Origin of the sequence: Flavivirga eckloniae, assembly GCF_002886045.1 — a bacterium.
Taxonomy (GTDB): Bacteria; Bacteroidota; Bacteroidia; order Flavobacteriales; family Flavobacteriaceae; genus Flavivirga; species Flavivirga eckloniae.
Genome location: NZ_CP025791.1, coordinates 5,113,126 through 5,137,566, shown reverse-complemented (window position 1 = coordinate 5,137,566; position 24,441 = coordinate 5,113,126). Strand labels below are relative to the sequence as shown.

At 33.0% G+C, this 24,441-nt stretch carries 23 protein-coding genes; 12 read left to right on the top strand and 11 right to left on the bottom strand.

The genetic code is table 11. The annotated features are described in order from the left end of the window. Positions 1-64: 64 nt before the first annotated feature. Positions 65-1,972 carry an acetate--CoA ligase gene (gene acs / locus C1H87_RS21195; RefSeq protein WP_102757735.1) on the bottom strand — a complete coding sequence of 636 codons (1,908 nt, stop codon included), beginning with the start codon at positions 1,970-1,972 and terminating at the stop codon, positions 65-67. 199 nt (positions 1,973-2,171) lie between these two features. Here acs and C1H87_RS21190 point away from each other — a divergent pair, with 199 nt between their 5' ends. After that, a complete protein-coding gene (locus tag C1H87_RS21190; RefSeq protein WP_102757734.1) occupies positions 2,172-4,094 on the top strand; it encodes a transglutaminase-like domain-containing protein in 1,923 nt (640 codons plus the stop codon). Positions 4,095-4,101: 7 nt separating this feature from the next. Further along, positions 4,102-6,297, top strand: a complete 2,196-nt coding sequence (locus C1H87_RS21185) for a DUF3857 domain-containing protein (RefSeq protein WP_102757733.1) — start codon at positions 4,102-4,104, stop codon at positions 6,295-6,297. Between the two features lie 50 nt (positions 6,298-6,347). Here the strand turns inward: C1H87_RS21185 and C1H87_RS21180 are convergent, their stop codons facing one another. The 3 genes from C1H87_RS21180 to C1H87_RS21170 form a co-directional block, all read right to left on the bottom strand. Continuing rightward, the gene (locus C1H87_RS21180) at positions 6,348-8,075 is read right to left on the bottom strand and encodes a sodium:solute symporter family protein (protein WP_233783235.1); all 1,728 of its coding nucleotides are present in this window, start codon (positions 8,073-8,075) and stop codon (positions 6,348-6,350) included. Continuing rightward, positions 8,065-8,322, bottom strand: coding sequence for a DUF4212 domain-containing protein (locus C1H87_RS21175; RefSeq protein WP_102757732.1), 258 nt, complete (start codon positions 8,320-8,322; stop codon positions 8,065-8,067). The genes C1H87_RS21180 and C1H87_RS21175 overlap by 11 nt, the downstream gene beginning before the upstream one ends. 147 nt (positions 8,323-8,469) lie before the next feature. Further along, entirely contained in the window at positions 8,470-9,843 is a 1,374-nt protein-coding gene (locus tag C1H87_RS21170; RefSeq protein WP_102757731.1) for an alanine/glycine:cation symporter family protein, read from the bottom strand. Positions 9,844-10,107: 264 nt separating this feature from the next. On the opposite strand from C1H87_RS21170, the gene C1H87_RS21165 reads away from it, so the two are divergent. The 9 genes from C1H87_RS21165 to C1H87_RS21125 all read left to right on the top strand — a co-directional run bounded on the left by C1H87_RS21165 (position 10,108) and on the right by C1H87_RS21125 (position 18,677). Continuing rightward, positions 10,108-10,893 carry a carbonic anhydrase gene (locus C1H87_RS21165; protein WP_102757730.1) on the top strand — a complete coding sequence of 262 codons (786 nt, stop codon included), beginning with the start codon at positions 10,108-10,110 and terminating at the stop codon, positions 10,891-10,893. A 277-nt stretch (positions 10,894-11,170) separates the two neighbouring features. Further along, positions 11,171-11,545, top strand: a complete 375-nt coding sequence (locus tag C1H87_RS21160) for a TfoX/Sxy family protein (protein ID WP_102757729.1) — start codon at positions 11,171-11,173, stop codon at positions 11,543-11,545. A gap of 72 nt (positions 11,546-11,617) precedes the next feature. Continuing rightward, on the top strand, positions 11,618-12,739 hold the full coding sequence (chrA, locus tag C1H87_RS21155; RefSeq protein WP_102757728.1) for a chromate efflux transporter: 1,122 nt from the start codon (positions 11,618-11,620) through the stop codon (positions 12,737-12,739). Positions 12,740-12,922: 183 nt separating this feature from the next. Next, complete coding sequence (locus C1H87_RS21150; protein WP_102757727.1) at positions 12,923-13,993, top strand: hypothetical protein; 1,071 nt, start codon at positions 12,923-12,925, stop codon at positions 13,991-13,993. Positions 13,994-14,261: 268 nt separating this feature from the next. Next, entirely contained in the window at positions 14,262-15,161 is a 900-nt protein-coding gene (locus C1H87_RS21145) for a MerR family transcriptional regulator (protein WP_102757726.1), read from the top strand. Positions 15,162-15,205: 44 nt separating this feature from the next. Beyond that, positions 15,206-16,687 (top strand): phytoene desaturase family protein, encoded by a 1,482-nt coding sequence (locus C1H87_RS21140; RefSeq protein WP_102757725.1) that lies wholly within the window; start codon positions 15,206-15,208, stop codon positions 16,685-16,687. Further along, positions 16,671-17,510: a phytoene/squalene synthase family protein gene (locus tag C1H87_RS21135; protein ID WP_102757724.1), complete on the top strand. Its 840-nt coding sequence runs from the start codon at positions 16,671-16,673 to the stop codon at positions 17,508-17,510. The genes C1H87_RS21140 and C1H87_RS21135 overlap by 17 nt, the downstream gene beginning before the upstream one ends. Positions 17,511-17,519: 9 nt before the next feature. Further along, the gene (locus C1H87_RS21130; protein ID WP_102757723.1) at positions 17,520-17,969 is read left to right on the top strand and encodes a sterol desaturase family protein; all 450 of its coding nucleotides are present in this window, start codon (positions 17,520-17,522) and stop codon (positions 17,967-17,969) included. Positions 17,970-17,972: 3 nt separating this feature from the next. Further along, the gene (locus C1H87_RS21125) at positions 17,973-18,677 is read left to right on the top strand and encodes a lycopene cyclase domain-containing protein (RefSeq protein WP_102757722.1); all 705 of its coding nucleotides are present in this window, start codon (positions 17,973-17,975) and stop codon (positions 18,675-18,677) included. Here the strand turns inward: C1H87_RS21125 and C1H87_RS21120 are convergent. From C1H87_RS21120 to C1H87_RS21090, 7 genes are all read right to left on the bottom strand, one after another. Next, positions 18,658-19,218 (bottom strand): TlpA family protein disulfide reductase, encoded by a 561-nt coding sequence (locus C1H87_RS21120; RefSeq protein WP_102757721.1) that lies wholly within the window; start codon positions 19,216-19,218, stop codon positions 18,658-18,660. The genes C1H87_RS21125 and C1H87_RS21120 overlap by 20 nt on opposite strands. Before the next feature lie 81 nt (positions 19,219-19,299). Next, entirely contained in the window at positions 19,300-20,193 is an 894-nt protein-coding gene (locus tag C1H87_RS21115; RefSeq protein WP_233783233.1) for an anti-sigma factor, read from the bottom strand. Positions 20,194-20,264: 71 nt separating this feature from the next. Further along, entirely contained in the window at positions 20,265-20,936 is a 672-nt protein-coding gene (locus C1H87_RS21110) for a Crp/Fnr family transcriptional regulator (RefSeq protein WP_102757719.1), read from the bottom strand. 96 nt (positions 20,937-21,032) lie between these two features. Continuing rightward, positions 21,033-21,464 (bottom strand): DUF5606 family protein, encoded by a 432-nt coding sequence (locus C1H87_RS21105; protein ID WP_102757718.1) that lies wholly within the window; start codon positions 21,462-21,464, stop codon positions 21,033-21,035. Positions 21,465-21,517: 53 nt separating this feature from the next. After that, positions 21,518-22,108, bottom strand: coding sequence for a peptide deformylase (gene def, locus C1H87_RS21100; RefSeq protein WP_102757717.1), 591 nt, complete (start codon positions 22,106-22,108; stop codon positions 21,518-21,520). An 85-nt stretch (positions 22,109-22,193) separates the two neighbouring features. Beyond that, positions 22,194-22,604, bottom strand: coding sequence for a Holliday junction resolvase RuvX (ruvX, locus tag C1H87_RS21095; RefSeq protein ID WP_102757716.1), 411 nt, complete (start codon positions 22,602-22,604; stop codon positions 22,194-22,196). A 368-nt stretch (positions 22,605-22,972) separates the two neighbouring features. Continuing rightward, the gene (locus C1H87_RS21090; RefSeq protein ID WP_102757715.1) at positions 22,973-23,281 is read right to left on the bottom strand and encodes a hypothetical protein; all 309 of its coding nucleotides are present in this window, start codon (positions 23,279-23,281) and stop codon (positions 22,973-22,975) included. A 332-nt stretch (positions 23,282-23,613) separates the two neighbouring features. Here C1H87_RS21090 and C1H87_RS21085 point away from each other — a divergent pair, with 332 nt between their 5' ends. Continuing rightward, the gene (locus C1H87_RS21085) at positions 23,614-24,429 is read left to right on the top strand and encodes a 2,3,4,5-tetrahydropyridine-2,6-dicarboxylate N-succinyltransferase (protein ID WP_102758358.1); all 816 of its coding nucleotides are present in this window, start codon (positions 23,614-23,616) and stop codon (positions 24,427-24,429) included. The last annotated feature ends 12 nt before the right edge of the window (positions 24,430-24,441 follow it).

Genomic DNA, 24,441 nt, shown 5'->3' with positions numbered 1-24,441 from the left:
ATGAGCACCATATGTTTTGTAATAAGCAACTAATGTTTATTTTTTTATTTCATAAAAGTCCCAATTATAGTACGTTATCCATAATATCCTGAACCACTTCTGGGTTTAAAAGTGTACTGGTATCGCCTAAATTAGAGGTATCTCCTTGAGCAATTTTTCTTAAAATACGTCTCATAATTTTACCGGAACGCGTTTTTGGTAAACCTTGAGTAAACTGAATCTTGTCTAGCTTAGCAATAGGTCCAATGTGTTCGGTAATAATTTGATTTATCTCGTTACGTAAATTAGCATGATCCCTCGTTTCTCCAACATCCTTTAAAATAACATAACCATATAATGCATTCCCTTTTACATCATGTGGAAAACCAACAATAGCAGATTCTGCAACTGCCGGATGCTCGTTAATCGCATCTTCAATAGGCGCCGTTCCTAGGTTATGACCAGATACAATAATAACATCGTCAACTCGTCCGGTAATTCTATAATATCCTACTTCATCTCGTAGCGCACCATCTCCGGTAAAATACATATTCTCGTAAGCCGAGAAATAAGTGTCTTTATAACGTTGATGATTTCCCCAAATAGTACGAGCCATACTTGGCCATGGAAACTTTACGCATAAACGCCCATCTACTTGATTGCCCTTTAATTCTTTTCCATTTTCATCCATTAAGGCTGGTTGAATTCCTATAAACGGCAATGTGGCATAAGTTGGTTTTGTTGGTGTTACAAATGGAATAGGCGTAATCATAACACCTCCCGTTTCGGTTTGCCACCAAGTATCAACTATAGGGCTTTTCTTTTTACCTACATTGTCGTTGTACCAGTGCCATGCTTCCTCATTTATCGGCTCTCCTACAGATCCTAAAACTTTAAGTGTTGACAAATCGTATTTCTCAACTAGTTCCAAACCTTGCTTGGCTAACGCACGAATTGCTGTTGGTGCAGTATAAAACTGGTTTACTTTATGCTTTTCTACAATCTCCCAAAAACGTCCAAAATCAGGATAACTTGGCACCCCTTCGAACATCACGGTAGTAGCTCCATTTGCTAACGGACCATAAACGATATAACTATGCCCGGTAATCCATCCAATATCTGCAGTACACCAGTACACATCGTTTTCTTTATACTGAAATGCATTTTTAAATGTATAAGCCGTATAAACCATATATCCCGCTGTGGTATGCACCATACCCTTTGGCTGCCCTGTAGAGCCTGATGTATACAATATAAATAATGGGTCTTCCGCATCCATAAGCTCTGCCTCACAATCTGATGATGCATGATCTAAAAGTGGTTGCAACCATTTATCACGGCCAGATTTCATGTTAATATCCGAATTAATGCGCTTGGCTACTAAAACGGTCTCTACACAAGTGCAATCATTTAAGGCCTCATCTACAATTCCCTTTAAATCGATTGTCTTGGCGCCTCTATAAGATCCGTCACTGGTAATAACCATTTTACAATCGCTATCATTTATTCTGGTTGATAAAGCTGTTGAAGAAAAACCAGCAAACACCACCGAATGTATAGCGCCTATTCTGGCGCAAGCCAAAACAGAAATAGCCAATTCTGGAATCATGGGCAAATAAATACAAACCCGATCTCCTTTTTTAATGCCCTGCTCCTTTAACACATTGGCAAATTGATTAACGCGTTCGTATAATTGCTTATAAGTAATATGTTCTGCTGCTTCCTTAGGATCGTTAGGCTCAAATAAAATAGCCGTTTTATCCCCTCGGGTTGCTAAATGTCTATCAATACAGTTTTCAGTAATATTAAGCTGCGCACCTTCAAACCATTTTACTTCTGGCTTAGTGAAATCCCAACTTAAAACATTATCCCATTTACGTTGCCACATAAAATGCTCCTCAGCTACTTCTTCCCAAAAATTCTCTGGCTCTCTTACAGATTTTCTGTAAACTTGGTAATACTCTTCTAAATGTTTAATGTGATAATTGCTCATATTTACTGTTAACTGCTATGTAAAAAATTAATTAGGATGCCTAAAATAATAAATTTAATATTCAATCGAACTATTTTTTTAACCCGATAAAACCTTTTAACTATTACAACTTATTTTCTTGAAGAAAAATTCGATTAAAACTGAATGATTTCCTTACGTTAAATTGAAATCATATCTTAGCATTTTCTATTATATTGCTATGTTAAAAAACATCTATTGCCTCATTTTAATCACTGCTTTTTTTAACAATGTTTTTGCCCAAAAAAATGTTGATCCCACTCCAGAAGACAAGACGTTAGCCAAATCGTTAAAAGAAAAGTATCCAGACGATACCGTTGTCTTACAAGAAAGCACAGATTACGTTACCTTTAATTTTAATAAAAAAACAGGAAACGTTAATGTAAAACAGGAATCAACAGAATCTTTAATAAGTATCGATTCCAGATCAGATATTCAAAAATATATCTTTTATGATGGTGAATCCAGTATAAACAAATTTCAAATTAAATACAAAAATAACAAAAGCGCCTATTTCAGCATTAAGGATGAAGCTTACACCAGTAACGATTTGTTTCATAACGATACCAGGGTAAAATATGCAAATATTAGTTTTCCTTTATTAGGTTATAGATACAATACACATATTTCAAAAAAATACCATGATATTAAGTATTTTACTAAACTTCTCTTTAATGATGATTATCCTACTTTAAAAAAGGTTATAAAAATTGAAATTCCTAATTGGTTAAATCTGGAATTAAAAGAAATCAATTTTGAAGAACTCTCCATAAAAAAGCATATAACCAATAACCCAAAAAGTGATTCCAAAACGTACACCTTTACTTTAGAAAACATCCCTGCAGTTTATAAAGAAGCCAGTGCGCCTGGACCTAGTTATATATATCCTCATATTTTAATTCTAGCTAAATCCTATACATTAAACAATGAAACCAAAAATATATTTAATTCTACCCAAGATTTATATAATTGGTACAAATCACTTGTTAATGATCTAACAAACGACAACACCCCCATAAAAGATAAAGTAGCATCGCTTACAACACATGCTAAAAGTGATGAAGAAAAAATCAAGAACATATACTATTGGGTACAAGATAACATTCGTTACATCGCTTTCGAAGATGGTATAGCTGGTTTTAAACCCGATGAAGCAGCCAATGTCTACAACAAAAGATACGGCGACTGTAAAGGCATGGCAAACCTTACAAAACAAATGCTACTAGAAGCCGGTTTCGATGCTCGATTAACCTGGATCGGTACTAAAAGAATTGCTTATGATTATTCTACACCAAACCTTTCTGTAGATAATCATATGATTTGCTCCTTACTAAAAAATGGTAAAACTATTTTTTTAGATGCCACCGAAAAGTTTAATTCATTTGGAGAATATGCGCATAGAATTCAAGGCAAACAGGCTCTTATTGAAAATGGAGATGAATACTTGTTGGAAACTGTACCCGAAATAACTTCAAATTTTAATAAAGAGGTATTTAATTATAATCTGAAATTAAATGGCGATATCCTTGAAGGTACTGCTTCAAAAGAATTTAATGGTGAAAGCAGAGCTAGCTTGCTATATCATTTTGACACTTTAAAAAATGACAAAAAAGAGGCTTTCCTTGGGTATTATTTAAACAATGGAGATACTAATATAACAGTATCGAATATTGAGACAACAGATTTATTAAACAGGGAAATAAGCCTTAAAATGACCTACGATATAAGCATAAAAAATGCCGTATCATCATTCGACAATGATGTTTATGTAGATATAGATTTTGATAAGGAATTGGAAGGGCTTTTATTAGAAAAAAGAAACACAGATTTTACATTTAGCTTCAAACGGTTTTTGGAAACAACCACAACTTTAACAATACCCTCCGGTTATACAATTACACATATACCAGAAAACATAAGCATAGATAGTAAAAATTATAGTATGCGTGTAAACTTTACCAAAAACAACAATGCTATTATTTACAAAAAGGTATTTATAATGAAAAACGCAAAAATTGAAGTTTCAGATTTTAGCGAATGGAATCATTTTATTACTAAACTTAAAAACATCTACAACGAACAAATTGTATTAACCCAACAATAAACCAAACATGAAAATAAGAATTCTACTCACCTTATTACTTACTTATACCTTATCCAGTATTGGGCAAACAAAAAAAGATTTAGAAGTTAAAAGCTTTTTTTGGGGAGAAAACGACACCCATAAAAACGCCACCGAAATACCAGATAAATGGAAAAGCGAATCGGCAGTTATTCTTTATAAAAACCAAAATTATGATTTCCATAAGTTTGCTAAAAATGTTACATATACAACGTCTTTAAGAAAGCGTATAAAATTGCTAGATAAGTCTGCTGTAAAAGAGTTTTCTGAGTTTTCTTTTTCAGACCTGGTTAAACCGCCTACTAAAGTTATGATCTTTCCTGTTCCTGTTGCTTTTAATCTTAAGAAAAGAAAAGACAAATTTGTTGGAATAAAAGTCATTAAACCTAACGGTGAAGAAATAGAAGTAGATGTTGAAAAAGAATCTGTACAAGAAGATGGAAAAACAAAAATTGCAATTTCAAACTTAGAAGTTGGAGATATTATAGATTATTATATTTACAAGGAAGATCCTTTTAAATCCACCTATGCTTTTGGTTTCGATCCTGTTGAAACTACTTTAGCCGAAGACTATCCTATTGTAGATTTTAAGCTCTTTTTTGAAACTGAAAACGATTTCTTTATAAACTTTAATTCCTACAACGGAGCTCCAGAATTAAAAAATATCCCAACGGGAAAGAAAAATTTTAGACGGTATAGTTTGGAATCTTCTAACATTGATAAGTTTATGTCGAACAGATGGTTTTATCCATTAGTAGACCTACCATCTTATAAATTTCAGGTGTATTTTGCCCGATCAGGAAAATTCGAAAACAGAGCTCTTGCTTTCCTGCCCGAAAAAGAGAATATTATTAAAAAGAATGTTACAAAAGAAGAGGTTTTAGAATTATACGATAAACGTTTTAGGCCAGATGGTGATAACGGAGATCTTAAAGGTTTCTTAAAAGATAAGACCTTTAAAAATGATAGTGAAAAAGTAACGGCCGTCTTCTATTATATGCGTCACATTTATCTCACTCGGTATATTGAGGCCTATACTATAAAGGAAGCGGGGATATTGTATTATCCATTTGGATATTACGGTAATCATGCTAAGATTATAAAGGATCAAAAACGATTCATCCAATTTTTTACCGAGTTTTTAAAACAAGAAAAAATAGGTTTTGAAATTGTAGTTGCAAAAAAACGATATGATGGTAGTATTGATGATTTGTTGATAGAAAAAAACGTAAACGTACTTTTAAAAGTGAAAACCCAAACACCTGTCTATGTTGAATATTTTGGGCTACATACTTGTGTAAATGAATTTTCCCCATTGATTGAAAACACCGATGTTTACTTGTTAACCAAATCAAAAAATAAGATAGATGGTATTAAAAAAGGCAAATTATCTGTGAGTACACCATCTCTAAATGAAAGCAAAAGAAATACAACACTAACAATAAACGATGATTTTTCAAGTATCAATATTAGCCTTGTAAATAGTTTTAAAGGACACCAAAAAAAAGATGAACAGTATAATAAATTACTTTTTACCGATTATGTAAATGAAGATTATGAAAAGTATGAAACCCAACCGTTCATTGAACTTGTTAAACGAAAAAAAGACAAAGCAAAGTATAAGAAGGAAATAGATGCACTCATTATAAAACTAAAAGACAAACAGAAGGAACGGTTAAAGAAAAGTATTGAATCTGAATTTAAAGTTGAAGGTATTGAGGACTATTCTTTTGAAATTAATGAAACAGGTCGCTTTAGTTTTGATTCTTACTTTACTTATTCTGAATCTTTTAAAGTTAAAAATGCATTCATTAAAAAAGCTGGGCCAAATTACATTGTTGAAATAGGAAAATTAATAACAGCCCAAATCGATTTAACCGAAAAAGAACGCGCACGTAAAGAAAACGTACATATGAATTACCCAAGAAGTTACAATAATAAAATAGTTTTTAATATTCCCGAAAACTATACTGTAAGTGGTTTAGATAAACTTAAAAAATCGGTTGACAATATAACAGGGGCTTTTATTAGTGATGCAAAAATAGAAGGAAATACACTTATTGTAACTACTACCAAACAATATAAAAACAATTATGAGCCTAATTCCAATTGGCCTTTAATGGTTGATTTTCTTGATGCTGCCAATCAGTTTACCAACGAAAAAATATTATTAAAAAAGAAATAATAATGACAATGAGGTCTGAAAAATGATATTTTTCAGACCTCATTTTATCATCAATGCGTAGCTCCTCCTGCCCCACTAGGAATTCTAATATTTTCTACAATATCCTGCACGTCTTTTGGAGGCTCTGGAGTTAATTTCATAATAACTATAGATACTACAAAGTTTAAAATCATAGCAATAGTACCAAATCCTTCTGGAGAAATACCAAACCACCATTCGCTTTTATCTGGTAGTGTTTCATCTAACCAACCGAGTTTATATTTAATCATATACAGCAACATGGCAGTGATTCCAACCACCATACCGGCTATGGCACCTTCCTTGTTCATCCGTTTATAAAAGATCCCCAAAATAATTGCTGGAAAAAAAGATGCTGCTGCCAACCCAAAGGCTAAAGCCACAACCGCTGCTACAAACCCTGGCGGATTAATTCCAAAATAGCCTGCAATACAAACTGCTCCAACAGCAGACAAACGAGCCGCTACCAACTCTCCTTTTTCCGATATTGAAGGTTTTAAAATCTTTTTGATTAAATCGTGAGAAACCGATGCAGAGATAACCAATAACAAGCCTGCTGCTGTAGACAAAGCTGCTGCCAAGCCACCCGCAGCCACCAAAGCAACAACCCAATTGGGCAAATTGGCTATTTCCGGATTTGCCAATACCATAATATCCCTATCAACTACCAGCTCATTTTTAGAGGTATCGGCTACATATTGAATTATACCATCGTTATTCTTATCGGTAAAGGTTATCAATTCTGTAGTTTCCCATTTTTTAAACCATTCCGGAACCGAAGCATAAGGTTTATTCGATACGGTTTCAATCATATTCGTTCTGGCAAAAACTGCTACCGCTGGTGCGGTTGTATATAACACAACAATTAACAACAAAGCAATTCCAGCAGATTTCCGGGCATCTTTAACACGTTTCACTGTGAAAAAACGAACAATAACATGAGGTAAACCTGCGGTACCCACCATTAATGCCAATGTAATAGCAAAGACATCAATTAACGATTTAGAACCTTCTGTATATTCGGCAAAACCGAGTTCTGTACTTAAACCATCTAATTTATCCAGTAAATAAGTTCCAGAACCATCTGCTAATTGATCACCAAACCCCAATTGCGGGATTGGGTTTCCCGTCATTTGAATTGAAATAAAAATAGCGGGCACCATAAAAGCAAAAATAAGTATGCAATATTGTGCCACCTGTGTATAGGTTATCCCTTTCATACCACCTAAAACGGCATAAAATAATACGATTAACATGCCAATAATAACCCCTGTATTAATATCGACCTCTAAAAAACGAGAGAACACAATACCTACACCCCGCATTTGTCCGGCCACATAAGTAAAGGACACTAGTAAAGCACAAAACACAGCCACTAACCGTGCTGTTTTTGAATAATAACGATCTCCAATAAAATCGGGCACAGTAAACTTTCCGAACTTTCTTAAATATGGTGCTAACAATAATGCTAAAAGTACATAACCTCCTGTCCAACCCATTAAATAAACCGCACCATCATAACCCGCAAAAGATATAATACCGGCCATAGATATAAAGGACGCAGCACTCATCCAATCGGCAGCAGTAGCCATACCATTGGCTAAAGGTGAAACGCCCCCTCCGGCTACATAAAACTCTTTAGTAGAACTTGCTCTGGACCAAATAGCAATACCTATATATACTGCAAATGTAACTCCTACTAAAATATAAGTCCAATTCTGGACTCCTAACGATTCAACTAACATGATACTATTCGTCATAACCATACTTTTTATCAAGTTTATTCATAAGACGAACATATACAAATATGAGTATGACAAATACATACATTGAACCTTGTTGGGCAAACCAAAAACCTAATTTAAAACCACCTACTTTTATATCGTTAAGAGCATCCTTAAATATAATTCCTGCACCATAGGACACTAAAAACCATATAATTAAAAGTATGGACAGATACCTTATATTCTCTTTCCAATATGCCTTTGATTTGTTTTGATCTGCCATAGTTTAAATGTTGTTTTTTTATTAAGTATTATTAATTTTTAAAAGCGAAAATTAAAGAATTCCAATCAATGAAATCGGTACAAATGGTTTAAAAACAAGGGTGATATGTGATAATTGAACCTTATCGATATCATCTTTTAATAAAAGTTAATCTTCTTTAATTCGAGCTAAATAGGGTTTAATTTCTTTAATAACTTTTGGTGCCAAAATGAGCGTGGCTACCATAGTTGGAATTGCCATAAGCGCAAAAGTCCCGTCAATTAAATTAAGCATAACACTAAAAGGGGTTGTAGCTGCCAATATAATACTTACAATATAAATGTAATTATAGTAGTGTTTCTTCTCTGCTCCAACTATAAACGACATGCATTTTGTACCATAGTATGCATACGAAAATAACGAGGATACACTAAATATTAAAACACAAAGCATTAGTAAATATTTACCATACTCGGGCATAACATGCGAAAAGGCAGAAGCTGTTAAACTCACGCCATTATCTGAAGTTGTTTCCCATACACCTGTTACTAAAATAGCTAAAGCTGTAAGCGTACAAACTACCAAAGTATCTATTGCAGGCCCTAACATGGCTACTAAACCTTCGCGTACAGGTTCGTCTGTTTTTGCGGCACCGTGTGCCATAGGCGCTGTACCAATACCTGCTTCATTTGAAAATGCACCTCGACGGATTCCCAACAAAATAAGTCCTCCTAACACACCTCCCAAAAAAGGACTTTCCTTAAAGTTATTGGCAGAAAAAGCATCTGTAAAAATCATTAGAAAATATTTGGGTACCACATCGTAATTAGCTATTAGAATAAATAAAACCAATACAAAATATAACAGCACCATAGAAGGTACCATCTTAGAAGCTGCATTACTAATACGCTTTAATCCACCAAGAATAATAACTGAGGTTAAAGCTACCAAAACAAAAGCGATTACTAAATTAGACTTTAAGCCTACTTCAACACCATTCGGAATTAATACAATATCGTTTATTGCCTGTGTTAATTGATTCACGTTAACAACTGGTAAAGCACCAACCATTCCAAAAAGACTGAACATAACAGCCAAGGGTTTCCAATGTTTTCCCAAACCTTCTATAATAAAATACATAGGACCTCCTTGTAACTCACCACTGCTATCTTTTCCGCGATACATAATGGCTAGCGTGGATGTAAAAAACTTGGTAGACATCCCTACAATAGCACTAACCCACATCCAAAACATAGCGCCTGGACCGCCAACAGAAATGGCTACCGCCACACCTGCTATATTTCCCATACCTATTGTTGAAGAAAGCGCTGTTGTTAAAGCTTTAAAGTGACTAATCTGTCCCGGATCATTAGGATCGTCGTACTTGCCCCGCAATACTCCAATCGCATGACCAATAAGCCTAAATGGTAAAAACCTCGACAAAACCAAAAGGTATAAACCGCCCCCTATTAGCAATATAACCAAGGGCAAACCCCATACAAAATTTGAAAAGGCATTTACAATATATTCTAACTGGTTCATATAGGTTGGTTTGTTCAATTCATAAATGTAAATAAATTTACTCCAAGTTCAATTTATGAAATCATATTTAAAACCTAATGGAATGGCTTACAAAAAATATTTAATAGATAGGGAGAGATGTGAGTTTTAAATTCTTCTTCTAGTTCCGAAAACGAAATAGTTAATAACTTTCAAAATATAATTTCCAAAAGCTGACAAAAGTAAGGTTTTAGAAAAGCCTCCATATTTAGATTTGTATTATATAATTGATCAAATACCTATATCATGCACGCGAAAATCACTTTACTTTTAAGTATAGTATTAATAGCTACCCTTTCTTGCACAGATTCACAAAAGAACATACACGAAAAACATCAAGACCACAAACTTCATTGGAGTTATTCCGGAGAAACATCACCAGAGCACTGGATAGAAATTGAAAAAAACTCAGATTGCGGAGGTAAACGTCAATCACCAATCAATATTATTCATAAAAATGCAATAGCTGTAAAAATTCAGGAAGATTTAAAAATACAATACACACCAACCACGCTTATAAGCAAAGTTGAAAATAATGGCCATTCTATACAGTTTGATTTTGAAGCTGGCGATTCCATTACTTATAAGGACGAAACATACTATTTAAAGCAAATACATTTTCATGAACCATCCGAACACAAAATAAACGGGGTGATCTACCCTATTGAAATGCATTTGGTACATGTAAATAAAGCTGGAAAAATAACTGTTTTAGGGATTTTGGGTGAAGAAGGCGAAGAAAGTCAATTATTTGAATTTCTTGAAAGCTTTTTACCTATTGAGGAAGGTGCCGAAAAAGACATTCATCAAAAAATTGATTTATCTAGTTTAGTCTTAGAAGATAAACACTATTACTCTTATGGTGGTTCACTAACCACACCGCCTTGTACCGAAAATGTGAATTGGATAGTATTTAAAGAGCCTATCGTTTTATCGGTTCAAGAAGTATTGAAACTTAAAAACAACATGCCTATTAACAATTATCGTAATGAACAACCTTTAAATGATAGGGCTGTAACTTATCATTTTTAAAATATAATGAGACTTTCTGAAATTGCCGAATTGAGTGTTCCCCAATTAGTTTAAGCTTAACACTCCCCTGCCAGTGGACGGGCAGGTTGTCAATGTACTCTACACAAACATTGTCTCTCTATTTCAGATAGTCTCTCTTTTTTATGTAGTCGACAAAAGCTATCCAACAAAGAATTTATCTAAATTAATTGATAGATAATTCTTTGTTAGTTACATTTATAAAAGCATTAAATTTACTCCAAGTTCAATACAACGATGTAATTTTAAATGAATTCCTATGGCTTACGATGAATATTTAGCAGATAGAATACGACAACAACTTAAAGAAAAACGAACAGCTTTTACAGAACTTAAAATGATGGGCGGTTTATGCTTTAAAGTTGATAACAAAATGCTTTGCGGTATCCATTTGGACAAAAAATATGGTGATAATTTATTAATGGCGCGTATTGGGGAAGCTGTATATGAAGCTGAACTCGATAAACCGGAATGTTTACCTATGGACTTTACCGGCAGACCTATGAAAGGCTATATTTTTGTAACTCCCGACGGGTTTGATACTGATGATGATTTATCATATTGGCTGGATTTATGTATTGCTTTTAATCCGTTAGCTAAGGCTAGTAAACCGAAAAAAAAGAAAGCAAAATAGTTTTATTACTCATGTGTTCCTCAAAACTCTTACTACAAGTGAGTTTTTGCAATACCACAAACCTCGTTTAACATGTCTCAAAAAACAAAACTGATAGAAATCGCCAAACTATTCTTAAAGTTAGGTACCATAGCTTTTGGTGGGCCTGCATCCCACATTGCCATGATGGAAGATGAAGTTGTTAAGAAAAGACAATGGATGAGCCAAGAACACTTTCTCGATCTAGTTGGTGCTACAAACCTGATTCCGGGGCCTAATTCTACTGAAATGACCATGCATTGCGGTCATGAACGTGCAGGTTGGAAAGGCTTATTCGTAGCTGGTATTTGCTTTATTTTTCCAGCTGTTGTTATTACTTCTGTATTTGCTTACCTATATCAGGAATATGGTCAACTACCCAATGTAGAACCTTTTATTTATGGCATTAAACCAGCGGTAATAGCCATTATTTTAATGGCAGCTTATCGTTTAGCAAAAAAGGCAATTAAAAATGTAGAGCTTGCTATTTTAGGCATTATAACCATAACAGCTTGTTTACTCGGAATTAATGAAATAGCGGCGCTTTTTGGTTGTGGTTTATTGGGTTTAATCATCTATTTTATAAAAAAAGGACGTACCAATTTAAATAGTTTTATACCGCTTTTAATGTTTCAGACTATCGATCCGATAAAAATCGGTACACTAAAAATATTTCTTACTTTTTTAAAGGTAGGTGCCATTCTGTATGGTAGTGGTTATGTTTTATTTGCTTTTCTCGATACCGAACTGGTTGCAAATGGTTGGCTAACCAGACAAGCTTTAATTGATGCTGTAGCGATCGGACAGGTTACCCCTGGTCCTGTTTTATCTACAGCAACATTTATCGGTTGGCAAATGAACGGCCTTTGGGGAGCCATTGCTGCTACAGCAGGTATTTTTCTTCCTTCGTTTCTTTTTGTTCTAATTCTAAACCCTTTGATTCCTAAAATGCGGCAATCAAAAATCATCAGAGCATTTTTAGACGCTGTAAACGTTGCTGCCGTGGCATTAATACTTGCTGTTTGTATCGAAATGATAAAAGATTCGGTAACCGATTGGCGGACTATTTTAATTGCCGTAATGAGTTTAACTACAGTTTTTGTATTTAAAAAATTAAATAGTGCCTTTATTGTTTTGGGTGGGGCGTTAATTGGTTATTTATTAGCCCTAATTTAGGTTAAGAAACAACAAAAGTAATTTATTTCATCTTGAAGAATAACTAAAAACACGACAATAAAAACTAAGGTTTATCCTTACTATTTGCAAGGATAAACCTTAGCAAAATCTTAGATTCTTTCATTAATTTTACTCAAACAATTCACAACTGCTCTTTAGCAAAGTAATCTTAATAAGTTCATTATGAAAAAAAAAGAAATCTTCTCCGTTGTAATTATTATTCTTCTAATCAATAATTTATTTTCTCAAAATCAAAACTATTTTCCACTTCCAACTGAAGTTGACACAGATGTAAAAATTGAAGGCGGAAATATAAAGCTTAGAAGACCTATTACCCCACACCCATTTTATGGAACAATCGATTATAGGCATGGAATACATTTTTATGGGGATAACAATCAATTAACCGGTAGTATATCTTATCTTGAAGGTCCATCAATATTAAGGTTTGACAAAGCTTTACGTATAAGAGCAGGTTCTAGTGATGGAATATTTTTACAAAATAATAGCAATACATATATTGGGTTTAATGAATATGGTAATAGAGGTAATGAAATGTTAAATGTGAATGGAGGCATTTATGCATCCAGAGGAGACCTAACTCTAAGTTATGAAATACCTGGTGGTTTTATTGATAATAATGAGCTATATGAACAAAAAATCAAGTTTGTTAATTCAGCAAAAACAACAGTTGCTCAAATAGGTTATCAACGTAGTGCCAATAATTTTAACGAATCTCTATTTTTAGGATTTAATCCAAGTATCGGACAGGGAATAGTAATAAAAAAAGAAGGAAATTTGCATATAGGTTTTGATCAAAATAATTTTACAGCAGGTAATTTTATGCTTAATGTTAATGGTTCTTCTTATGTAAAAGACAACATAGCAATTGGGACAACCGACACTAAAGGCTATGCACTAGCCGTTGCAGGCAAAGCTATAGCTGAAGAAGTCAAAGTTGCTTTAGAAGGCAACTGGCCAGATTACGTATTTCAAGATGATTATAATTTAACACCCATAAGTGAAGTAGCAAACTACATTCGAAAAAATGGACACCTTAAAAACATACCATCTAAGGATGATGTTATTAAGAATGAAGGAATTAATTTGGGTGAAATAAATGTTAAACTTTTAGAAAAAATTGAAGAGTTAACTTTATACACGATAAATCAGGAAGAACAATTAAAATTACAACAACATCAAATTGATCAATTAAAAAAACTGGTAAATGATTTATTAAAAAAGGATAATTAATTTAAATCTATATAATCATAAATCTTTTTATAATATAGCTAACACAAAAGTGTTACGCAAAGACATAATTATACTCTTGAATAACTTGCTACACCTGCTGGTTATGTATTAACCTTTATATAAACTATTTACAAAAAACACCTTCATATAACATTAAACCTCTTTAGAATTTTCTAAAAACGTTCCTTTCAAATTTAGAAGAGTTTTACGCTTTTTTGCTTTTTGTCGATTATTTTGTTTATTTTTGTTTAACTAAATACAAATATTGATGAACAATATTCATGTTAACTTTAGCATAAAAGATTTAGAAAACCTAACTGGGATTAAAGCCCATACTATACGTATTTGGGAAAAACGTTATGATTTATTACGTCCAAACAGAACGGACACAAATATTAGAAATTACAGTTTAGCAAGTTTTCAAAAGCTTCTCAATATCTCGTATTTAAATAATAATGGGATAAAAATCTCTAAAATCGCTAGCCTTAAAGAAGAAGAAATTCCTATTAAGGTTAGAGAAATTGCATCTAGAGCAAAAATTGAAGACCATGCTATCAATGCCTTTAAAATGGCAATGATAAATTTCGATCAGAGATTATTTTATAGTACCTATAATAATTTACTCGAAACACAATCATTTAGTGATATTTTCTATACCGTATTTTTACCATTGCTAAACGAAATAGGCCTATTATGGCAAACAAATACCATTACTCCAGCACATGAGCATTTTTTATCTATTCATATAAAGCAAAAAATACTTTTAAACATTGAAAGACTCCAAATCTTGGAGCCTAAGCCAGATTCCAAAACCTATGTCTTGTTTTTACCCGACAACGAAATTCATGATATCGGTCTGTTGTTTATTAACTATCAACTAAGAAGTAAAGGGTATCATACTATCTTCCTTGGAGAAAGTGTGCCTATGGAAAGTCTTACTAGTTTGTTAGACTTCTTTGATGACATTACTTTTGTATCCTTTTTCACTGTTAGCCCTCCTGAAAAGGAAATTCCATATTATATTAATAGCTTCAATAAGTTATTATTAAACAAAAAAAACACCAACCTGTTGTTGTTAGGAAAAAAGCTGGTTGACTTAAATATTAAAAACCTTCCTGAAAGAGTTCATATTTTTAATTCTATCGAAAATTTAGTTAAAGATTTATAAAAAGTTTTATTTTGTTTAACTTTTTTGTATTTTAGTTAAACATTATGAATTTATCTATAAATATAATTGGTTCTGGGTTCTCATCTTTGGCGGCTTCGTGCTATTTAGCCAAAGCTGGATACCAGGTAACTGTTTTTGAGAAAAACAGTACCATAGGAGGTAGAGCAAGGCAATTAAAAAAAGAAGGTTTTACCTTCGACATTGGCCCCACATGGTACTGGATGCCAGATGTTTTTGAGCGTTTTTTTGCTGACTTTAATAAAACACCTCAAGATTATTACTCATTAGAAAAATTAAATCCGGCTTACAGCGTCTATTATGGGAAAAATGATTTTTTAACCATAGAAGATAGTCTGGAACGCATCGCTAAAGTTTTTGAAAAGGAAGAACCTGGAAGTTCTAAAAAACTTTTTAAGTTTATTGATCAGGCAAAAAGCAATTACGATATAGCCATAAAAGACTTAGTTTATAACCCAGGTGTATCGCCTTTTGAACTGGTAAGCATAAAAACTTTAAAAAGACTAAACCAATTTTTTAGTAATATAAGAAGAGAGGTTAGAAAGGAATTCAAGAGTGAAAAGCTCATCCAAATTCTGGAGTTTCCTGTTTTGTTTTTAGGAGCCAAACCAAGCGACACCCCTTCCTTTTATAGTTTTATGAATTATGCCGATTTTGGTTTAGGCACATTTCATCCAAAAAAAGGCATGTACCAAGTCATTTTGGCTATGGAAGAATTAGCAAAGGAATTAGGCGTTATCATTAAGACAGATGCACCCATAGAAAAAATTGTGGTTAAAAATGGTGAATGCAAAGAAATTGTGTCTAATGGCGAAACGTACGCCTCTAACATTGTTTTAAGTGGTGCCGACTACCACCATACCGAAACACTTTTAGAAGAATCGTACAGACAATATTCTGAGAGCTATTGGGACAAAAAAACTTTTGCACCTTCCTCGCTCCTATTTTATGTTGGTTTTAACAAAAAACTAAAACAAGTTAATCATCACACGTTGTTTTTCGACGTAAACTTTTATACGCATGCCAAAGCTATATACGATACCCCGGAATGGCCTGAGAATCCCTTGTTCTATGCTAGTTTTCCTAGTAAAACAGATGCAAGCTCAGCTCCAGAAGGAAAAGAAGCTGGGATATTTTTAATTCCATTAGCTCCAGGGTTAAACGATACACCAGAATTAAGAGAAACGTATTTCGATAAAATTATACATCGTTTTGAAAACTTAACATCGCAAAACGTAAAAGATCATATTATCTTTAAAGAAAGCTTTTGTGTTAACGACTTTATTAATGATTACAATTCGTATAAAGGAAACGCATACGGAATGGCAAACACATTAATGCAAACTGCTTTTTTAAGACCTAAACTAAAAAGCAAAAAAGTAAAAAACTTATTTTTTACCGGACAATTAACAGTACCTGGTCCGGGAGTTCCTCCATCTTTAATATCAGGAAAACTAGTAGCGGATTTAATAACTAAACACCATCCAAATCATGAAGTCATTATTTGATACTGTCTCTTACGATTGTAGTAAACTTGTTACCAAATCTTATAGCACCTCTTTTTCGCTAGCAACAAAAATGCTTTCTAAATCCATCAGAAAGGATATTTACAATATTTACGGATTTGTACGCTTTGCTGATGAAATTGTTGATTCTTTTCATGATTACAATAAAGAACACCTCTTCAATAAATTTTCTAATGATTTAGAACTGGCATTAGTTGATAAAATTAGTTTAAACCCCATATTAAACTCATTTCAACATACATTCCATAGCTATGGTTTACATAAAAACCACGTAGATGCTTTTATGAAAAGTATGCGTTTAGATCTTCATAAAACGAAATACCTAACCCAAGAAGAGTATAAAGAATACATTTATGGTTCTGCAGATGTAGTGGGGCTTATGTGTTTAAAGGTTTTTGTAAAAGGAGACGACGCTAAATACGAAGCACTAAAAGATACCGCCATGTCGCTAGGTTCTGCATTTCAAAAGGTAAATTTTCTAAGGGACCTAAAAGCAGATTTCGATGATTTAAATAGAACCTATTTCCCTAAAGTTGATTTAAAGAATTTAAACGAAGCTTCTAAACAAAGTATTATAGACGAGATTGAGGCCGATTTTGAAAAAGGTTTAAGCGGTATAAAAAAACTACCTATCGAAGCCAAATTTGGTGTTTTTATTGCCTACAGATATTATCGCCAGTTACTAAAAAAGCTAAAAAAGACACCTGCGCTTAAAATAAAGAACACGCGGATTAGAGTTTCCAATCCTAAAAAAATTGAGTTGTTAATGCGCAGTTATGTAAAATATCAATTAAATTTAATGTAAATTTAAGCTATGCATACTGTATTCTGGATATTGATTTTTTTAGGAACATTCTGCTTTATGGAATTTATGGCCTGGTTTACACATAAATATATAATGCATGGTTTTTTATGGTCTTTACACAAAGATCATCACAAAAAAGACCATGAGAGCTGGTTCGAACGAAACGATGCTTTCTTTATTTTTTATGCCATTGTTAGCATTGGTTTTTTCTTGCTTTGGAAATACACCAGTTTTTGGGCTGGCTTACCTATTGGCTTAGGCATATTTGCCTATGGAGCATCCTATTTTATGGTACATGATATTTTTATACACCAACGTTTTAAATTATTTAGAAACGCTAATAATTGGTATGCTAAAGGCGTAAGACGCGCGCACAAAATGCACCATAAACACTTAGGAAAAAAAGATGGTGAGTGTTTTGGTATGCTGGTTGTCCCCTTTAAATACTTTAAAAAGTAACTGATGGATTATTTATATCTGTTGCTAAATTTAGGATCTTTATCTATTCCCTTTTTATTTAGTTTTCACCCTAAACTAAACTTTTACAAACGCTGGAAACCTTTATTTATAAGTATATTTATAAGTATGCTCCTTTTTATTCCCTGGGACATTATTTTCACCATAAATGGTATTTGGGGATTTAACGAAGATTATTTTCTAGGTGTTAAACTATTTTCTTTACCTATTGAAGAGTGGCTGTTTTTTATATGTATTCCCTATGCTTGCACATTTACACATTATGCCTTATTGTATTACTTCCCTAATATGAAGTTATCGCAAGGAGTTACCAAAACCGTGAGCTATTTACTTATAATGCTATTAGTCATACTGTCAATTTATAATAGTACCAAGTGGTATACTTTTATAAATTTTATGCTGGCAGCTATGTTAATTATCAAAGTAATAAAAAAGAACAGCGCTTTATTAAGTAATTACTATCTAACATTTTTAGTTATGCTGATCCCTTTTTTTATAGTAAATGGTATTTTAACCGGTAGTTTTATTACAGAAGAGGTTGTTTGGTATAATAATTCTGAGAATTTGAATATCAGACTTTTTACAATTCCGATTGAAGATACGATCTACGCCTTTACGCTAATTCTTTTAAATTTATTTATTATGAAGCTGTTAGAATCTAAAAAAAGTGCTACAACAAGTCGTCGATAGTTTTTCTAACAGTATCACTATTCCAGTTTGCCGCACCAGTTTTATCAATTATGATATTACCTTGTTTATCTATTAAAAAGGTTCTGGGAATACTAGTTACATCGAAAGATTTTGGATATTTGGTTAAAGGATTATATACTTTAAACGTGTACGCTTTTTTATTTAAAAACTGATCGATTACCTCAAAATTCTCATTAGACACAAAAACAAATGCAACTTTATCTTTATAATCATCATACAACGATTGCATACTTGGCATTTCTGCTATACATGGCGGACACCAGGTTGCCCAAAAATTTACCAAAACAACTTTCCCTCTAGTATCATTAAAATTAAAAGCAGTCCCTTTTGCATCTTCAAGTTTCCAATTATAATTTTCCAGTTTTAACTGTTTTGTTTCGTTAACCACAGATGGACTAAAAAGCGCCAATCCCTTATGTAAAAATATTTGTATAGGCTGTCGCGTTTGCGGAATAATTAAAAGTGCAACAACAACTAAAAAAATAATATTCTTTAAACTAATTTTTTTTCTTCTAGACATGAGCATAAAATAATTTAAGGCATAGTTTCTAAGTCGAAACGATGCCTTAAATCTAATTAAAATCAAAATATTTTATACGCTTTATCGTGTAACTTTCCCAGATAAAGCTACTACTGGTCCAGTCCCCATAGATATAACTGTATGATCTGCTGCATTAGCTGGTACAACATGAGCTAAGGGCTTTAGTGTAAATGGAGCTGGGTTATCGTCTGGACTTGGTTCTATAGAAATAACTATAGTTGCTCCTTTTAAGTCTGTAGGGAATGTTACTCCATTAGGCGCATTCTCTAGAAAATCTTCTCCTGGAAAAAATCCATCTGCTCCATTTGGTGTTGGTAAAGCAACACTTCCACTAAAAGGTGCCGCATCATCAGTTGCTGCTACTTTAGTAAACGTACCTGTACTTATTGGTGTACCGTTAATTACTGCCCATCCTTCATACTTCCACCCTTCTTCTAATGTAGGTAAATCTAGTCCTGCAACTGGAGGTGGTGCATTTGTGTTATCTAAAAACCAAACACCGCTAGATTCATTTGTATCATCATTATCTGTAGGAGTCGCTAAAATATACTTACCTGTAGCGTTACTAAAATCGCCCACAATGCCTGTATTTACATTTGCTGTACTTCCAGAAAAACCTCCTGCTAATAATTTTGTTTTTGCCGGTGTCGCGGCTTCAACTCCAGTTTCTCCTGCTGGTTCAATCGATAGTACAAAATCTGTTGCATTAGCTAATTGAGTAGCATCTACTGTAAAAGATTGTGGGAAAGTAACCGATGTAAACGTTCCTGTAGAGATGGGTGCTCCGTTTACAATTATCCAACCTTCATAAACATAACCGTTTCCTAAGGCTTCTAAACCATCCAACTCTAAAGTTAAATTAGCTGTTGTTGGTGTGTTATCGTCGTCATTACTGCAGGAAGTAGCTAAAAATCCCATTGCTAATACTGCTATAAACATTTTTTTAATCATCATATTTTTTTTAAGTATTTTTTATACTTCAAAAATATGATGCTCAACTTTTATAAAATGTTAGCTATCTAACATTAAGCAGTTTTTTTATGAATTCTTATTTCTTTTCTGGAAAATTGAATTACTTTTTCCTCCTTTAATTCATTTAAAAGTATGTTTAAAGTCGGTCTGGAAGTGCCTATTAAAGAGGCTATATCTTTTTGTGTATAGGGGTGATGGATTACCTTGTCGCCGGTTTTTTCACAATCGTACCCGTAGTCTGAACATAACTCATCCAAAAATTCAACAAGACGCGTTTTGGTATCTTTAAATAAAAGTAACTGTAATCGCCTTTCGAGTTTTTTTAACTTAAAACCGATTAGCTTGTATATTTTAAAACTAAAGGTTTGATTATTTCGCATTAAATCATGCATCGTGTCTACGCCTATCGGACAAATGCTTGTAGCATTGTCAATCGATTGGGCAAATTCTTCTCGCTTAGATTCTCCTAGAATAGCTGTTTCTCCGAATAACTCGCCACGTGTTAAAATAGCTTTAACAACCTCGTCTCCTTCTTCACTGTAATAACCAATTTTTACCTTCCCTTTTTCTATAAGGTATACTTTATTGGCAGAGTCTTCCTCAAAATATATGTAGTCTTTCTTTTTGTAGGCATCGAAATCGTGATTCGCTTTATAAGCTTTAAACTTATGGGGACATAGCACCTTGAAAAGATTAACATCATCAAAAAACCAAATGGATTTCATTAGTAGTCTTTTTATTGTTTAACATACAGTCGGAAAGCTCTAAAAAAACTTACAATAAAGCACAAAAAAAACCTCCAAGCTTGGAGGTTTTAATTTTTATTCTTCTTCATCTGACGATGTATCGTTTTCTTCTTTTGATTCTAAAAAATTCAACATATCGTTTTGTTGTAATAAATTATACCATTGTATAACTTTTTTAATGTCGCTTGCATATACCCTATCTTCATCATAATCTGGCAACACATCAAAGAAATATTCTTCTAATTTATCTTTACTGTCTTTAGGCTTTACAGAAGATGGCTCACCATTTTCTTTTTTCTTGATGTTTTCTAAAACCTGTTTAAGTGGCACTTCTTCTGTTAACGTATAAATTGCTATTTCACTTAAAACACTAACGTTATTTTGCACACTTACAGATATACGTTTGTTATCTATTAACGATTCGGCAACAAAACCACCTCGTGTTTGTGTTATTAATTTATATAAACCTGGTTTTCCTCCTATTGATAGTACTTTATCTAAACTCATAATTATGCTTTGAAAGGGACAAATATCAAATGTTTATTAATGGCTTGCAAATATTATCGCTTCTTTTTTTGATCTGGAAAACGCATTCTGTAATCAACCTTAATCTTACCTTTAGATATATTGGTTAGTCTTCCTTTTATTAAACGCTTTTTTAAACTAGATAGTTTATCTGTAAACAAAACACCTTCAATATGATCGTATTCATGTTGGATAACTCTAGCAATCAATCCATCAAAAGTTTCTGTATACGGTTTAAAATTTTCATCTACATACTCAATCGTCACTTTGGGTTGTCTAAAAACATCTTCTCTTACATCTGGAATACTTAAACACCCTTCGTTAAATGCCCACTCATCACCTTCTTCCTTTGTTATTTTAGCATTAATAAAAACACGCCTAAAATCTTTTAATTCGTTTTGCTCTTCTGCTGTTAAATCTTCATCTTCTGCAAAAGGCTTGGTATCAACCAAAAATAGTCTTATTGGTAACCCTATTTGTGGTGCTGCCAACCCAACTCCATAGGCATTATACATGGTTTCAAACATATTTTCCAAAAGTGTATCTAGATTAGGATAATCTTTTGTTATATCGGTTCCTTTCTTTTTAAGAACTGGGTCGCCAAAGGCTACTATTGGTAAAATCATTACTCGTTTTGTATTTTTATAGTTGCAAAAATACTATAATTTATTAGTAGTATTTGCATCAAATATATTCTTAATGACGTTCTGTTTATTTAGAATATAAATAACTTTGTAAAATAAGCGTGGCACTTATCTCGTCTACAAGTGCTTTATTTTTTCGCTGATTCTTTTTTAATCCACTATCAATCATAGTTTGAAAAGCCATTTTAGAAGTAAATCGTTCGTCTATTCTTTTTATTGGAATATTAGGAAATTCCTTTTTTAAACGCTCTATAAATGGGAGGATATATGTTTCACTTTCCGAAGCCGTGTTATCCATTTGTTTTGGTTCTCCAACCAAAAACAGTTCAACCTGCTCTTTAGCAGTGTAGTTCTTTAAAAACTTTAAAAGCTCTGGTGTATTAACGGTAGTAAGCCCAGAGGCTATAATTTGTAGCTCGTCTGTTACTGCTATACCTGTTCTTTTTGTACCAAAATCTATTGCTAAAATGCGAGCCATATATCTATTTTGTGCAAAAATAGTTTATTAATCCCAGTATCTGAGTTTACTGTAATAAATTAAGTGGGGTTTTGAAAAAGTATTAAAAGCTAAAAGCTGTCTCATCGAGATTAGAGACAAAAATTTTATCAAGCGGAAATAATGACGTCATGTCTAAAGGAGCTAAGTCTAGAGGTTTTAAGAAGGTCTCGACTGCGCTCGACCGGACATAGGTTAATTGCTTGCATAAAAGAAATTTACAAATGACGTCAACGGTAGTATTTAGTTTGCAATAAATACAAATAAAAAAAGACCGCCTTTTCAGACAGTCCTCTTTCGCTACTTTAACCTTTAACTTTTAACTTTTGTGATAAAATTTAAAACCCTTATTAAGCTTTAACCGCTTTATTTATTTTTGGAAATAACAATTTAATATTTTGAACGTTTCTTACATGATTTAAATATTGTCTAATATCACTAGTACGTGCAATAGACTCTTTTAATTCATCTTCATCAATCAATAATGCTTTATTTTCAGTTTTAACTGGGTTATAATCAGTTACAATGGTAACGTTATCATTTACATTAGTTACCACAACTTTATTAGCTCCATTCTCTTCAATTTCAGTTCTGCCTTGTGCATCACCATAAGAAAAAGACAGTAATAAAATTAGTAATATGTAAAAATTTGTTTTCATCGTTTCTCATTGTTTGATGTTCCAAATATATATCCAGAAGAAGCCTCATACACAATAAATTAGTTATAAGTAAATGAATTTTCGATTAGTAGTGGAGCTACAAATTTTTATCGACGAACAGATAAAATGGGGACTAAATAAGACGAAATACACATGAAATGCATTTCATCGATTTATTGTTTTATTTTAAAGGAAAAATAAGCGACTTTATTATCAAATTTATGGCTAATCGATGAAAAAAATTAGAGTTCTTAAATAATTTATATAATAGCTTTATTCATTCTATTTTTTAAATGATACCTATTATATTTGCTCAAAAATTATATATTAAAATGTTAGAACTACAACAAATCATTGAGAGTGCCTGGGATAACAGAGAGCTTTTAAAGGAAGAGTCAACAACTTCTGCTATAAGAAAGGTTATAGACTTATTAGATAAAGGAGAATTGAGAGTTGCTGAGCCTACTGCAGATGGTTGGCAGGTTAACGAATGGGTTAAGAAAGGCGTTGTGTTATATTTCCCAATTCAGAAAATGGAAACCATTGAAGCTGGTCCTTTAGAGTTTCATGATAAAATTCCATTAAAAAGCGGCTATGCAGAAAAAGGCATCCGTGTGGTACCTCATGCTGTTGCTAGACATGGTGCTTATATTTCAAGTGGTACTATTTTAATGCCTAGTTATGTAAACATTGGTGCTTATGTAGACGAAGGAACTATGGTTGACACCTGGGCTACTGTTGGTAGTTGTGCACAAATTGGTAAAGGCGTTCACTTATCTGGTGGTGTTGGTATTGGTGGTGTTTTAGAACCTTTACAAGCGGCTCCGGTAATTATAGAGGATAATGCCTTTATTGGATCGAGATGTATCGTTGTTGAAGGGGTACGTGTTGAAAAAGAAGCTGTTTTAGGCGCTGGTGTTGTTTTAACTATGAGTACTAAGATTATTGATGTTACAGGCGATGAACCTGTTGAATACAAAGGAAGAGTACCTGCACGTTCTGTAGTAATACCTGGTAGTTATGCCAAAGAATTCCCTTCTGGAACCTATAATGTACCTTGTGCTTTAATTATTGGTAAACGTAAAGAGAGTACTAATAAAAAAACATCGCTTAATGATGCTTTAAGAGAGCATAATGTAGCGGTTTAAGTTAGTTTGCAG

What these genes read in the sequence shown, in the direction of transcription:
- acs (WP_102757735.1), bottom strand. Translation starts at nt 1,972, where the DNA reads ATGAGCAATTATCACATTAAACATTTAGAAGAGTATTACCAAGTTTAC.
- C1H87_RS21190 (WP_102757734.1), top strand. Translation starts at nt 2,172, where the DNA reads ATGTTAAAAAACATCTATTGCCTCATTTTAATCACTGCTTTTTTTAAC.
- C1H87_RS21185 (WP_102757733.1), top strand. Translation starts at nt 4,102, where the DNA reads ATGAAAATAAGAATTCTACTCACCTTATTACTTACTTATACCTTATCC.
- C1H87_RS21180 (WP_233783235.1), bottom strand. Translation starts at nt 8,075, where the DNA reads ATGACGAATAGTATCATGTTAGTTGAATCGTTAGGAGTCCAGAATTGG.
- C1H87_RS21175 (WP_102757732.1), bottom strand. Translation starts at nt 8,322, where the DNA reads ATGGCAGATCAAAACAAATCAAAGGCATATTGGAAAGAGAATATAAGG.
- C1H87_RS21170 (WP_102757731.1), bottom strand. Translation starts at nt 9,843, where the DNA reads ATGAACCAGTTAGAATATATTGTAAATGCCTTTTCAAATTTTGTATGG.
- C1H87_RS21165 (WP_102757730.1), top strand. Translation starts at nt 10,108, where the DNA reads ATGCACGCGAAAATCACTTTACTTTTAAGTATAGTATTAATAGCTACC.
- C1H87_RS21160 (WP_102757729.1), top strand. Translation starts at nt 11,171, where the DNA reads ATGGCTTACGATGAATATTTAGCAGATAGAATACGACAACAACTTAAA.
- chrA (WP_102757728.1), top strand. Translation starts at nt 11,618, where the DNA reads ATGTCTCAAAAAACAAAACTGATAGAAATCGCCAAACTATTCTTAAAG.
- C1H87_RS21150 (WP_102757727.1), top strand. Translation starts at nt 12,923, where the DNA reads ATGAAAAAAAAAGAAATCTTCTCCGTTGTAATTATTATTCTTCTAATC.
- C1H87_RS21145 (WP_102757726.1), top strand. Translation starts at nt 14,262, where the DNA reads ATGAACAATATTCATGTTAACTTTAGCATAAAAGATTTAGAAAACCTA.
- C1H87_RS21140 (WP_102757725.1), top strand. Translation starts at nt 15,206, where the DNA reads ATGAATTTATCTATAAATATAATTGGTTCTGGGTTCTCATCTTTGGCG.
- C1H87_RS21135 (WP_102757724.1), top strand. Translation starts at nt 16,671, where the DNA reads ATGAAGTCATTATTTGATACTGTCTCTTACGATTGTAGTAAACTTGTT.
- C1H87_RS21130 (WP_102757723.1), top strand. Translation starts at nt 17,520, where the DNA reads ATGCATACTGTATTCTGGATATTGATTTTTTTAGGAACATTCTGCTTT.
- C1H87_RS21125 (WP_102757722.1), top strand. Translation starts at nt 17,973, where the DNA reads ATGGATTATTTATATCTGTTGCTAAATTTAGGATCTTTATCTATTCCC.
- C1H87_RS21120 (WP_102757721.1), bottom strand. Translation starts at nt 19,218, where the DNA reads ATGTCTAGAAGAAAAAAAATTAGTTTAAAGAATATTATTTTTTTAGTT.
- C1H87_RS21115 (WP_233783233.1), bottom strand. Translation starts at nt 20,193, where the DNA reads ATGATGATTAAAAAAATGTTTATAGCAGTATTAGCAATGGGATTTTTA.
- C1H87_RS21110 (WP_102757719.1), bottom strand. Translation starts at nt 20,936, where the DNA reads ATGAAATCCATTTGGTTTTTTGATGATGTTAATCTTTTCAAGGTGCTA.
- C1H87_RS21105 (WP_102757718.1), bottom strand. Translation starts at nt 21,464, where the DNA reads ATGAGTTTAGATAAAGTACTATCAATAGGAGGAAAACCAGGTTTATAT.
- def (WP_102757717.1), bottom strand. Translation starts at nt 22,108, where the DNA reads ATGATTTTACCAATAGTAGCCTTTGGCGACCCAGTTCTTAAAAAGAAA.
- ruvX (WP_102757716.1), bottom strand. Translation starts at nt 22,604, where the DNA reads ATGGCTCGCATTTTAGCAATAGATTTTGGTACAAAAAGAACAGGTATA.
- C1H87_RS21090 (WP_102757715.1), bottom strand. Translation starts at nt 23,281, where the DNA reads ATGAAAACAAATTTTTACATATTACTAATTTTATTACTGTCTTTTTCT.
- C1H87_RS21085 (WP_102758358.1), top strand. Translation starts at nt 23,614, where the DNA reads ATGTTAGAACTACAACAAATCATTGAGAGTGCCTGGGATAACAGAGAG.